This window comes from Paenibacillus sp. FSL K6-2393 (assembly GCF_038002545.1).
Classification (GTDB): domain Bacteria; phylum Bacillota; class Bacilli; order Paenibacillales; family Paenibacillaceae; genus Paenibacillus.
In genome coordinates this window covers 2,794,048-2,806,650 of record NZ_JBBOCU010000001.1, presented here as the reverse complement: position 1 = coordinate 2,806,650, position 12,603 = coordinate 2,794,048, and the positions used below count along the sequence as shown (strand labels likewise).

Below are 12,603 nucleotides of genomic sequence, written 5' to 3'. Positions count from 1 at the left end.
GGCTTGAAATCTCTTATCTTAAATGACATATGTTTATTTTAACTTAACGTCCAATCAGTACCCATCCCCACTTCATCCGGCGCAATCCCATCGCGCAGATCCATGAGATTAGGAGCGCTACAACATAAGATAGTATGATGCCTACGCTGAAGTGCCGAGCCAGTTCATCTGTGAATTCACGTCTCCAGAAGAGCAGTACGAGTGGATGCATTAAAAATACACCAAATGCAACGGTACCCAAGGAGTCCAAAACATGCGTAGCTTTACGAACTTCGGTATGTTTTCCTGTGCCGATTCGTTCAGTAAAGATCAGAAGGAGCAAGCAGGCTGACAGCGTAAACAGATTTCGGAACAGGAACAGCACGGTATAGATAATAACCGGGTATGCAGCGAAAGCGGTTTTGATATAAGCATTACCATATATAAAAATGGCACCTCCGCTCAACAATGCAACTATAAGCACATAACGGTGAGCATATAGTTTCTTCAATGCCCACTCAAAGTTCAACCCAACCCATGCGCCAAATCCAATCACGATCAGATAACTGGGTAACAAACTTCCTGTCCGTTCGAAGTGAAACTGCAAATGTAGTGCATAGAAGATCGCTTGGCCAGCAATAAAAAATAATGGCAAATAACGATTAAACAAACGATGGCGTGTAAGGGACAGAAGCCATGGAAAAACGATATAGAATTGAAGAATAATCAAAAAAAAGTACAAGTGCGTATGAGCGGTTCCCATCACTAATTGTTTGGCAAATTGAACACCATGGGTCAAAGGTTCTTTGCCCGCAAGCAACTGTTTAATAGCAAAGTAGATAAGGGACCACACCACATAGGGTACAAATACATTAAATAAACGCTTCTTATAAAAAGCGAGCATCCAACCCTTCTCATTCACCTTGGAGCTGTAGTTGTAGAACAAGACAAGGGATGAAAGGAACAGAAACGCTGGAACAGCAAATTGCAAAAACGTGTTCCAAAAATAATACACATCATGATCTAATGTATGCTTGGGGTAATGCGCAACTGCAGTTGAAGTTGCATGAATAGCTACCACTGCCATGATGGCAAACGCACGATAGAGATCCAGGTACTCAATTCGCCGGGGCCGATAAACCGGTTGATTCATAAAGATAACCTCACTTGTGCCTGATATGGGATGATAGTTTCCGGCCGCAATCCAGATTCTATGCTTCATTTTAATCAGCACACGAGGGTAATACAATCATAATCCATATTATTTTCGTTATATCACATCATTATTCTGCATTATTCGACATTTTCTATCCAGAATCGTTCAACAATGTTGCCATTTGACTCCACATAGTCTTCATCCCGAATGCCACCATTTCGAAGGATAACCCTTCTGGAAGGCTCATTAACCGCATCGCATACGATCAATACTTTGGTAATTCCAAGCTCTCTCGTTTTCTCCAAAGAAAGCCTGAGTATTTCGGAACCATAGCCACTTTGCCGCTCTCCTGGACGAATACCATATCCAATATGCCCTCCACTGTTGAACAATTTGTCGTTAAGCTCATGCCTTATATTGACGGCACCCACGATTTGTTGACTCTCCGTGACCAGCCAGTATGTACTGTCTTTGACCCAGCCTTCCGGGATGTCAATCCCTTGTTCATTGCGCTGCAAAAACGCCAACATCTCATCGAACGCATAAGGTTCTTTGGAAATGACCCAAGGTACCATCAATTCTCCACTTCTGATCCAGTCTTCATAAAATGCCAAATACGCATCCTTATATGCTTGTGATGGTTTAATTAATCTAACGTGTTCTTTCCCCATGACCCGTATTTCCTCCCAACAGATATTGATATTGCCACGTTCTCTCTTCCAGGACACGACGTTCTTGCTCTTCCATCAAACAGTCATAAAAGATAGCTTTCACTGCATACGTTGCGGCATGCACCGCATGGCCTTTGACATGGGCCGTTGCAGCTGCGTGTCCCGCCGCACGAGATGCACTAGAGGCAGCGATATTATCGGCTTCCCGTGCAGCAGCATGAGCTGCAAAAGCGGCCTTTCGAGCATCAACCATGGTAACCTCTCCACGGATCCAACCTCTTCCTGCATTAATGGCATCACGGGCGCGGAGATCCTCCAACTGGTACGCCTCAAATATAGGCAAGACACGTGCCGCAGACTCCGTAGCCCAACAGGCCAATGTATGGTGATCTTGTTGCTTAGCCAAATCCTCTATATCGCGGCGCAAAGGTACATCTTTGAATGCAGGTTCTGCCATGGTCATGCTCCTTTCATTGTTCAAATACTACAAATTCACTCTCAGACAAGTTCCAAAAAGGACCTGCGTGTGTGCAGATCCTCTTCAAGTGTACCTCTTATCGCTTTTTCTATCATTATACGGACTCTGTCAATGTTGCCTCCTGAACACCCCGTTCATTCTTCGTATCCGTGTCTTTGTACGTGAATTGGTAACTCCCAGATCCAAGTGTGACTTCAACATCGTCTCCAATACTTTGAATATTCTCGACTTCACTTACCTGATCCAACGGGTTCCCTTGCTCCAGAACGATCTGTGCACCTGCTCCAGGAAGACGTACCGTACCTCTTGTGTTGGCGGGAATATGCACCCGAATCTCCATTTCACCCTCCGCCAGCCGGTGCCAGCTTGAAGCAACTTGACCATACATCGTCTCCAGACTCGCTTCTACCCAATCCAGTCCAGGCCCGGGTTGCGGCTCGATATGCACCATTCGGAATCCTGGCTGATGTTCATCGGACCGAATGCCAGCAACATACCGATACAACCATTCTCCAATCGCACCGTACGCATAGTGGTTAAATGAGTTCATATCAGCACTCCAGAGACTTCCATCCTCTTTGATCCCATCCCAATGTTCCCAGACAGTCGTTGCGCCTTGAGTCACCTGATATAGCCAGGATGGATAATCCTCTTGAAAAAGTAATGTATAAGCCAGGTCGTGAAGTCCCACATCACTCAGCACCGGATTTAGATAAGGTGTGCCCACGAAGCCTGTAGTAAGATGATTCCCCGCCTCTTTCACGAGTTTCGCCAATTGATCAACAGCACGAGTTCGGGCAGTGGCGTCCAGCAGGTCAAATTGGAGCGCAAGAACATGTGCTGTTTGCGTAGGAACAGCAATTTTGCCAGCTGGAGTCACGAATTCATTTCGAAACGCATGAACAATGTTTGTATGCAACTGCTTGTAATATTCTGCATCGTCTGTCTTTCCAAGTACCTCAGCCGCTTTTTGTGTTAACGAAACCGAATAGGCATAGAATGCAGTTGCCACATAATCCGTGTCCGTTGCGCCGACATAACTATCGGGCTTGGAGTCCAGTCCCAGCCAATCGCCAAAGTGGAATCCCGTGTTCCACAGGTACGGATTGTCACCCTGCGCGTGAATATACTCAACCCACCGCTTCATACTCTCATATTGTTCGGCCAGCAATCTGGCATCCCCATACATCTCATAGATGGTCCAAGGACAGATGACTGCTGCATCACCCCAAGCGGCGGAGGAATGACTGGTGTCTCCCCACCCTTCTGAGGTGGAACTTCTCAGATCCGGAACAAAGAATGGAATACCGCCATCTTCTCCCTGATCCGCTTCCAGATCCCGCAGCCATTTGGTGAAGAAGGGAGCCGTATTCATCAGGTAGGAGGACGTGCGGATAAACATCTGTGCATCCCCGGTCCATCCGAGCCGTTCATCCCTCTGTGGACAGTCTGTCGGCACATCAAGGAAATTCCCCTTTTGCCCCCACAATATATTGTGATGCAGTTGGTTCACCAGTGGACTGGAGCATGAGAACTGACCTATTTGCTCCATATTCGAGTGCAGCACTATTCCGGTGAATTCATCCAGACAAACGTGTTCCGGGAAGCCAACCAGCTTCACATATCGGAACCCTTGGAACGTAAAATGCGGCTCAAATGTTTCCACTCCATCCCCCTTGCAAGTGTAGCGAATACACTGCTTGGCGGCGCGAAGATTATTGGTGTAGAAGTTGCCTTGATGATCCAATATCTCAGCATGGTGCAGCTCAACCGTCTGACCCTCCTTACCTTGAATGCTGAATCTCACCCATCCCACCATATTCTGCCCCATATCTATTACACGATCTCCCTGTGGGGTTGTTAACAAAGCGATTGGCTGTAGCTGTTCTACTTGGGTGACGGGTACGTTCTCCTGCGCAACGATGATATCTTTGGGATGATCCAGTACGTTCACAGGTGCCCAATTCGTCTGAGATGAATCCGACCAATCAGACTCCATTTGTGCATCATACGTCTCCCCCATATAGATGTCCGACATACGAATCGCACTAGGAGCAGCGGTCCAATCCCCACCAGATAAAATCCATTCCTCCGATCCATCTGCGTATTTCATATGCAGTTCCAGCAGCAATGCGGACGTTGAACCATATATCTCCCGTTCTTTGTTCCAGCCGAGATACCCTCGGTACCAGCCATCACCCAGATAAGCGCCTAATATGTTCTGCCCATCCTGAAGTAGATGAGTTACATCATAGGTTTGATATTGTAATCGCTTACGATAAGAGGTCCAACCAGGTGTAAAATAATCTTCTCCTACTCTTGTGTTGTTCATATGCAACTCGTATAATCCAAGTGCTGTCACATATATTCTGGCAGACGTAACTGGCTGTTTTACATTAAACTGCCTGCGCATACGCGGGCATGACGTATCTCCATCATCTATTGGTTGAGCTGTGATCCATTCTGCTTTCCACTTGTTATGACGATCCATAAGTCCCATCTCGAAATAGGCCGTTTCGGACCAGTCCGAATCACTTCCTGTATCATCCCATGCCCTAATCCGGTAATAGTATCGCGTTACCGGAGAAGGCTGAAAATGGTTTAGTTCCACATGTATGGATTGATCCGTGCTTATCTCACCAGAATCCCATGTAATCCCATCAAAATCTTCCGTCAGGGACAGCTGTACCTGGTAAGCAGATTGCATACAGTTCCGACGATCGGACTGCAACTGCCAGCTTAATCTCGGTGATTTTACATCGAGACCAATCGGGTTGATTCTATACTCACAGCGAAGGTGACTCACGTTGAACATTAGCAGATCGTCCTTTCCATCTTGGCTTCCCATTCGGGGTTACGATATAATTATATCGATCCTGTTGCCCTAAATACCCGGTAATCAGGACTATTTCATCCGGTGATTCAGCCATTTGTGCGAGGAGGTTGCTTGTGAATTCATCTGTACAACTCATGAAAAGCGAATACTTTCTGCATAATCATCTGCAACTTTTCGTCAATCGTTGCTCTGAAGATTTTGTGCTTCCTTTTCACGCACATGATTTTATTGAGTATAGTTATGTTGCCGAAGGAAAGGGCTTTCATCATATCGGTGAAGATGTCATTCCGGTGACAAAGGGGATGCTGTTTGTCATTCCTGTCGGCGTTCCTCATGTCTTTCGTCCTGTGAGTACAAACGTAACCGAACATCCGTTAATTCTATATAATTGCTTATTTCATGCTGAATTGATCAACACGCTGACAGCGATCATTCAGGAAAAAGAAATCATTCAACATCTGATGGATCTGGCACAAAATCAGGTTCCTTATATTTCCGTTGTGGATCACAACGATCGGATTGAAGAACTAATGGTGAAGCTGTACCGTGAATCCTCCGTTCCGGGAATCGGTTCGTCTACCATGTTATACACCCTGGTGAGCCAGTTGGTATTGATGACCTACAGACAACTTTATCAAAAGGAACATGATGAAGAGAATCATTCCACCGGTTTTGATTACATCCTTCACTATATCAAGGAGCACGTAAGCAATCGTATTCGGATGTCTGATCTGGTCCGTATATCAGGCTGGAGTGAAAAACAGATTGGGCGAATGTTTTTGCGACATACCGGACAGACCTTTAGCGGCCACCTGCAACACCTGCGTATACAAAAAAGCTGCGAACTTCTAAAGAAATCACAGCACAAAGTCAGCCTGATTGCCGAGCTGGTCGGATATCGGGATATGGATTCATTTTATGCTGCATTCAAAAAAATAACAGGTGAAACACCTCTCGCCTATCGCAAAAAATCCAGAGCACAGCACTCTGGACAATAAGGTTCGTAACTTTCAGACACCAACAACCTGTAACACTTCATCTATGTATGCCTTGGCCTCTTTCCATGAAGACATCAACGGAAAGTTGTATCGCTCACGCTCCTGTATATTCCATGGATGCGGGATACAGATGACCTTTTTGCCATCCTCATGCGCGGGAATCAAATTATGTGCCCCATCATCAATAAGCAAATCAAAAGCGAGCAGATTTTTTCTTTTGCATGTAATAAACTGTTCTGCGGTTATAAAAGGCATGTGCTGCTGAAGCCAGTTCCACTTCTCAACAACTGTTCTTGGTTCTGCTGCCGTCACAACAATAACATCATAAGCATCGTTCAGCTTTCGCATCTCATCTACAACATATTCGTCGTATAACTCCAATTCCTCGAACAGACCCGGCCGACCATAAAATACATCATGCGTGCTCTCTGGATGACGCAAATGGGATGTATCCCAATGAATCATATCCTCATAGCGCAACGGATGGGTCGGGAAGTTGAGGTTGTTGTGATATATAGCCCGCTTGACCAGATGACATATCGTGTCATCCATATCTACAGCAATAATAGGCTTCTTCATGGTTATCCCTCCCCCAATACGATCACAGTATACCATCCAGAATGTTATGTAGTCATCTTTTTTACCTTAAAATGCCAATAGCGTTGATGAGAATTCCACCTGATTATATTAAAAAGGCGCCCCGGCGCCGTAATACCAGCTACGCCCGGGGTGCCTATATAGGTTGATCTATTCCAAGTTCTCGCCATTTGAGGCAATAACTTTTTGGTACCAGCCAAAGCTCTTTTTCTTATACCGATTCAATGTGCCTTGTCCGTTGTCATCCTGATCCACGTAGATTACGCCATAACGCTTGGACATTTCCGAAGTGGATGCACTGATGATATCAATCGCTCCCCAGTTGGTATATCCCATCAGGTCCACACCATCCATAACGGCTTCTTTCATTTGTGTGATATGTTTTCTCAGATAATCAATACGGTAATCATCGTTGATGGAACCGTCTGCTTCAACCGTATCTTTCGCGCCAAGGCCGTTCTCCACCACAAACAGTGGCAGCTGATAACGGTCATACAGCTCTTTCAATGCAACGCGCAGACCGATCGGATCAAGCTGCCAGCCCCACTCCGTACGCTCCAGATTCGGGTTCTTGATCGTACTGTACAGGTTACCTCCAGTTACTCCATATTCCTCTGGGTTCACTGCGGACACCAAGGATGTGTAATAACTGAATGAGATGAAATCAACCGTATGCTCACGCAGGATTTGCTCATCTCCTGGTTCCATGGCAATCATAATCCCGTTCTCTGCCCAGTACCGAGCCATGAACGTTGGATAACTACCACGAACTTGTACATCCGTATGCAGCAGGTTCAGCTGGTTATCAATCTGTGCTTGCAGTACATCCTCTGGCTTCGACGTCGCCGGGTAGTGAATCATACGTGCAAGCATACATCCGATCTGGAAGTTCGGGTTAATCTGACGTGCTTTCTCTGTCACCAGGCTGCTGGCTACAAATTGATGATGAAGTGCCTGATAAGAAGCCTGCATCGTGTTTTCAACCCGATCTTCAATAATACCGCCGCCTGTGAACGGTTCAATAATCGTTGTGTTAATCTCATTAAACGTCAACCAGTATTTGACTTTGTCCTTATATCGGGTCATCACGGTTTCCGCATATCTTACAAAATGTCCAATCACTTCGCGGCCAGCCCAGCCATTATATTTCAGAACAAGTGCCATAGGCATCTCGTAATGCGAGAGGGTTACCAGTGGTTCGATATCGTATTTCCGGAGTTCATCGAACACTTCGTCATAGAAACGCAGTCCTTCTTCATTTGGCTCGGCATCATAACCATTCGGGAAAATACGCGGCCAGTTGATGGACAGACGGAATGTCTTGAAGCCCAGCTCGGCGAAGAGCGCAATATCTTCTTTGAAACGATGGTAAAAATCAATCCCGTAACGCTTCGGATAACCTTCCGCACTATGATGTGCCATTGCTTTCTCAACCGTTGCACTGGTAACATGCATCAGTTCTCTAAGGTTGGTGTAGTCCTTTTTTTCAAAATAAGGAACCATGTCGGCTGTCGACCATCCTTTGCCACCAGCGTCAAATCCACCTTCAGCCTGGTTAGCGGCAATAGCGCCGCCCCATAGAAAACCTTCCGGGAACCCTTGTCGATTAATCATTCGTATCTCTCCTTCTTTTGTTGATATTGTTAGTCCTAAGACGGACAGTTTAGATCTCAGCTTTCAATACGTCTTCACCCATCGTGATTTCGCCCAATTTCACAGGTAGAACCTGCTTGTAATCAGCCGTATTGGTAACAACCATAGCGGTTGTGATGTCGTATTCTTTTGCAATCTCGGCCAGTTCAAATGTAAGTAACTTGTCTCCAGCCTGAACACGTGCTCCTGTAGTAACATGTGCATCAAAATACTGTCCACGCAGCTTCACCGTGTTAATTCCAACATGAATCAACAATTCCATTCCGTTATCACTGCGGACAACGATCGCATGTTTCGTTTTGAAGACATTCATGATGGTACCTGTCACTGGAGAAACCAATTCGCCCACCGTTGGAACAAATGCCACACCTTTACCCATCAATTCATCACCAAATGTTGGATCGTTGACTTCTTTGAGCGGGATGGATTTACCTGTCATCGGTGCAACAGCTACTGCATCACTCGTTGGTGTTGGGTCGCCCATGTCGTCCACATTTACGGTTGCAGCTTCGTTGGAAACAACTTTCGCTGGTGCTGTAGAAGCACCCGGTGAGAATTGAGCTAACGCCTCAGCGTCTCCTTCTTCTTCTTTGATACCAAATATCGTAGACATGATTGCACCCACGATAAAGGCCAAAATCATGCCCCCAAAGGAGTACCAGAAGGTCTGTCCGATTAGGGAAGGAAGTCCTGGGAGACCACCGTTACCCGCAAGTACATATGCTTTCGCGCCAAAAGCAAGGGCGAATCCGCCACCCACTGCACTACCAATCATCGCTGCGGCAAATGGTTTTTTATACTTCATGTTAACCCCGTACATAGCCGGCTCCGTTACACCCATGAGTGCGGTGAAGCTCGTTGACAATGCCACGGTTTTAAGTTTTTTATCTTTTGCCCGGAAGAATACGCCGAGTGTTGCACCAGCCTGACCCATATTGGAGATAAAGGTCAATGGCAAGAATTTATCAAAGCCCAGTGTAGCGATATTACTCAGAATGATCGGCACAAGTGCATAGTGCATTCCTGTCATAATAATGAGCGCCATCGCGCCGCCAAGAACAATACCTGCAATCAATCCGCCTTCATTCAACAGCCAGTTGATACCGCCAGACAATCCGCTACCTACAAATGTACCCAATGGACCAATTGCAATCAGCGTTACCGGAACCATAACAAGCAAGGTAATCAATGGCACAAGCAATAGTTTGAGTGCAGCTGGGATAACACGGTCAACCCATTTCTCAACATAAGACATCAACCATACTGCAAGAAGAATCGGGATAACCGATGAAGCATAACTTACAGCCGTAACCGGAATTCCCAAAAATCCAACCGATTCACCGCTAGATAACAATGCTGTCATGTCTGGATACATCAGTGCCGTACCTAGTGCAATCGCAACAAACGGGTTACTGCCGAATTTACGAGCAGCGCTGACTGCGATCAGTAAAGGCAGGTAATGGAACACACCGTCACCGATGGCCGAAAGAATACGGTACGTATCAGTTCCAGCAGACATCCAACCTACGGACACAAATAGTGCAAGTAATCCCTTGAGCATACCTGCCGCAGTAATCGCTGGAAGCATCGGAGCAAAGACACCTGCGATTGTTTCAAAAATTTTCAGCACTACATTTTGTTTTTTATCCGACTTTGGCTCTTTATTTTCTGTAGTTTGCTGGATTGCGGGATTTTCCTTCACCATAGCATCGAATACTTTCGACACGTCATTACCGATAATGACCTGGAATTGATCGCCCGAAATATTCGTTCCCATGACTTTATCCAGTTTTTTGAGTGAGCCGTTATCAACTTTATCGTTGTCTTTCAGATCAAAGCGCAGTCGAGTAACGCAGTGATACACCGAGTTAATATTGTTTGTTCCCCCAACGGCTTTAATGATTTCCTGTGCCGTTTCCTGATGTTTCATGATGTTTTCCTCCTCATTTTTCCAATAAAAAATACCCGAACGAATCTAGCGCATATTGATGGCGCCATCTCATTCGGGTATTGCCTGATTGAACAGTAACAAGCCCATAGGATATCCAGTTGTAATTTGATTCTATTGCGTGGACTTCTCGTCCCGCTTGGTTTTCATCAGACGTTCCAGATGGAGCGTTAGATATAACTGCTCAGAGTGAGTCATGTCATACTGATAGTTCTTATGGATAAAAGTCTCGATCTTGCCAATACATTTGAACGTCTCCGGATAGTTTTTCCGAACCACTTCATATAAATACTCCTCGGCATCATCATGTGAAGAATGGGTAATGACACGCTGACAGAAATATTTCAAATGGGTGATGAAGCGGAAATAGTTGACGCTATCTTCATCCAATTCGACGTTGAAGTGATATTTGATGATATTCATAATCTCCTGCAACAGCTGCATCAGATGAGTGACATCGTTCATGGAATCATTGACTTCCGCATTGATGAAATGTAAGGCAATATTACAGATTTCATCTTTGGGAAACTCAATATCCAGTCTTTCCTTCAGCAAGGTCAGTGCTTCTCTGGCCACATCATACTCCGCCTTATAGAAATGCTGAACTTCCCAAGAAAGTGGATTACGAGTAATCATTCCTTTTTCCAAGCGTTGAACGGCAAAGTGAATGTGATCAGACAGCGAGACATAGATCCCGTCACTGATGGTTTTGTTCAATTGCGTTCGTGCCAGTGTCACAATATCATCTGTTGCCTGCAGAATCTCAATCGGCACTTCAGCTACGATGGATTTGAATTTCTCATAAATCGATGCATCCTGAAGACGAAATATCTTCTCAATCCGCTCTTCATCAATCTCATCGCCTGCTTTGAACTTAAATCCGATACCCCGGCCGAGGATCAGTAGTTCCTGATTTTTGTCATCCACGGTACTGACAATATTGTTATTAAATATCTGTTTAATAATCATTATGGACCCACCTGGTTTTTTTTGAGGAATAAAAAAGGGCAAAACCAAAACAGAAATAATAAAATCATTTCCATAGTGGTTTTGCCCGCATTACCGGTAACAAGCCTCGGATCTAATTTATCATAACCTGAAAACGGTGTCAACAGGAAACCGATGTTTGGGTTATTATGTTTATGCAACATTTTACTTTTATGTTACATTAAAAGATATGTAAGCATTATTTAGTATGGCCTAAACTAAACAGGAGGATTCATTTTGAAAAAAATCGTTTCAATGACTGTATTCATTGCTGCCATGTCACTCTTATTATCTGCGCCACTCACCTTGGCCGCAAACTCCAATGACCTCTCGTTGATTGAGAATCAAGAGTCTGCTGACCAGCTGGATCGGAAGACACAACAACTTTTGAGTGATGAACTAGTTAAACTCGTGGGGAAACAGAGCATTCAATTCACCACAATAGACAGATCATTTGATCCGTGGGTCATTAACGGAACTATTGATGGAACCGGGTTCGCCTATTTCACACAAACATACGATCCTGATACAAATCGTGTCGCGTCCACCCATATCATGTATGATAACGCTGATTTGAATAAAGTCATGGATAATGCGCTGCGCCTGAAGCTTGATGCCTTCTTAAAAACGTTTGAAGATGAAGATATCTTCATTAAAGGTGGTTTCTGGCGTTTCAAAGCCAATGATCCAGAACATGGACATTTACTTCAAAACTACTGGGTCATCTTTGGACCAAGTCAACAACTTTACATCGATGTGGACAAAGGTAATCAAATGTCGGCAATTCTGCAATATAAAATCGATGATTCCTATGCCTGGATGACAAACATAGCACGAAATTCACTCAAAACACTTGGAATACCCTCAGTAAAAGCTTTTGATTACACCTTATTTACCGTAGAAGGAAAAGATATGTTATGGCAGTATAGGGATGACGACAATCTAAATTACGTACATATCGGCAGCAAGACCGGAAAGGTATGGAAAATCACCAACGAACTAGGTATCAACTGGAAAAATGATGCTGATTTCAAAAAGTCTTTTGCCAAGCCCAAGCTCAGCAAAAACAAAGCACTATCCATCGCTATACCCACAGTCAGATCTATATTTGGTATTGAGCTAAAAGGTTATTCCGTTCGTATCCAAGAAAACGAATACACCTTTACAAAAAAAGGAGCCACAACGCTTATTGGTAAAATCAATACAAAAGGCGCATTTTATTCGTTTGAAGCCATTCCTTCAAAAGGGGTAAGAAACTAACTTACATAATAAAAAACAGGCGGCTTGAAGCGCCGATTTA

The 12,603-nt window shown here is 44.8% G+C and carries 10 protein-coding genes; 2 read left to right on the top strand and 8 right to left on the bottom strand.

The window, feature by feature from the left end; translation table 11 throughout:
- Positions 1–43: 43 nt before the first annotated feature.
- From MHI14_RS12480 to MHI14_RS12465, 4 genes are all read right to left on the bottom strand, one after another.
- Positions 44–1,132, bottom strand: a complete 1,089-nt coding sequence (locus MHI14_RS12480; protein ID WP_341130394.1) for an acyltransferase — start codon at positions 1,130–1,132, stop codon at positions 44–46.
- A 140-nt stretch (positions 1,133–1,272) separates the two neighbouring features.
- Positions 1,273–1,806, bottom strand: coding sequence for a GNAT family N-acetyltransferase (locus MHI14_RS12475; RefSeq protein WP_341130393.1), 534 nt, complete (start codon positions 1,804–1,806; stop codon positions 1,273–1,275).
- Positions 1,787–2,263 carry a putative immunity protein gene (locus MHI14_RS12470; RefSeq protein ID WP_339309861.1) on the bottom strand — a complete coding sequence of 159 codons (477 nt, stop codon included), beginning with the start codon at positions 2,261–2,263 and terminating at the stop codon, positions 1,787–1,789. The genes MHI14_RS12475 and MHI14_RS12470 overlap by 20 nt, the downstream gene beginning before the upstream one ends.
- 115 nt (positions 2,264–2,378) lie before the next feature.
- Complete coding sequence (locus MHI14_RS12465; RefSeq protein ID WP_445670364.1) at positions 2,379–5,099, bottom strand: family 78 glycoside hydrolase catalytic domain; 2,721 nt, start codon at positions 5,097–5,099, stop codon at positions 2,379–2,381.
- A 134-nt stretch (positions 5,100–5,233) separates the two neighbouring features.
- On the opposite strand from MHI14_RS12465, the gene MHI14_RS12460 reads away from it, so the two are divergent.
- Positions 5,234–6,118, top strand: a complete 885-nt coding sequence (locus MHI14_RS12460) for a helix-turn-helix transcriptional regulator (protein ID WP_341130391.1) — start codon at positions 5,234–5,236, stop codon at positions 6,116–6,118.
- Positions 6,119–6,130: 12 nt separating this feature from the next.
- Here the strand turns inward: MHI14_RS12460 and MHI14_RS12455 are convergent, their stop codons facing one another.
- The 4 genes from MHI14_RS12455 to licT form a co-directional block, all read right to left on the bottom strand.
- On the bottom strand, positions 6,131–6,697 hold the full coding sequence (locus tag MHI14_RS12455; protein ID WP_047843459.1) for a 5' nucleotidase, NT5C type: 567 nt from the start codon (positions 6,695–6,697) through the stop codon (positions 6,131–6,133).
- A 168-nt stretch (positions 6,698–6,865) separates the two neighbouring features.
- The gene (locus tag MHI14_RS12450; RefSeq protein WP_341130390.1) at positions 6,866–8,329 is read right to left on the bottom strand and encodes a glycoside hydrolase family 1 protein; all 1,464 of its coding nucleotides are present in this window, start codon (positions 8,327–8,329) and stop codon (positions 6,866–6,868) included.
- Positions 8,330–8,378: 49 nt separating this feature from the next.
- The gene (locus tag MHI14_RS12445) at positions 8,379–10,298 is read right to left on the bottom strand and encodes a beta-glucoside-specific PTS transporter subunit IIABC (protein ID WP_341130389.1); all 1,920 of its coding nucleotides are present in this window, start codon (positions 10,296–10,298) and stop codon (positions 8,379–8,381) included.
- A gap of 132 nt (positions 10,299–10,430) precedes the next feature.
- Positions 10,431–11,285 carry a BglG family transcription antiterminator LicT gene (gene licT, locus MHI14_RS12440; protein ID WP_091029168.1) on the bottom strand — a complete coding sequence of 285 codons (855 nt, stop codon included), beginning with the start codon at positions 11,283–11,285 and terminating at the stop codon, positions 10,431–10,433.
- 255 nt (positions 11,286–11,540) lie between these two features.
- Between licT and MHI14_RS12435 the strand changes: the two genes are divergently transcribed.
- On the top strand, positions 11,541–12,563 hold the full coding sequence (locus tag MHI14_RS12435; protein ID WP_341130388.1) for a hypothetical protein: 1,023 nt from the start codon (positions 11,541–11,543) through the stop codon (positions 12,561–12,563).
- Positions 12,564–12,603: the final 40 nt, after the last annotated feature.

Bases quoted from the DNA above. Each gene is read 5' to 3' on its own strand.
- licT (WP_091029168.1), bottom strand. From the start codon at position 11,285: ATGATTATTAAACAGATATTTAATAACAATATTGTCAGTACCGTGGAT.
- MHI14_RS12470 (WP_339309861.1), bottom strand. From the start codon at position 2,263: ATGGCAGAACCTGCATTCAAAGATGTACCTTTGCGCCGCGATATAGAG.
- MHI14_RS12450 (WP_341130390.1), bottom strand. From the start codon at position 8,329: ATGATTAATCGACAAGGGTTCCCGGAAGGTTTTCTATGGGGCGGCGCT.
- MHI14_RS12445 (WP_341130389.1), bottom strand. From the start codon at position 10,298: ATGAAACATCAGGAAACGGCACAGGAAATCATTAAAGCCGTTGGGGGA.
- MHI14_RS12475 (WP_341130393.1), bottom strand. From the start codon at position 1,806: ATGGGGAAAGAACACGTTAGATTAATTAAACCATCACAAGCATATAAG.
- MHI14_RS12480 (WP_341130394.1), bottom strand. From the start codon at position 1,132: ATGAATCAACCGGTTTATCGGCCCCGGCGAATTGAGTACCTGGATCTC.
- MHI14_RS12455 (WP_047843459.1), bottom strand. From the start codon at position 6,697: ATGAAGAAGCCTATTATTGCTGTAGATATGGATGACACGATATGTCAT.
- MHI14_RS12465 (WP_445670364.1), bottom strand. From the start codon at position 5,099: ATGTTCAACGTGAGTCACCTTCGCTGTGAGTATAGAATCAACCCGATT.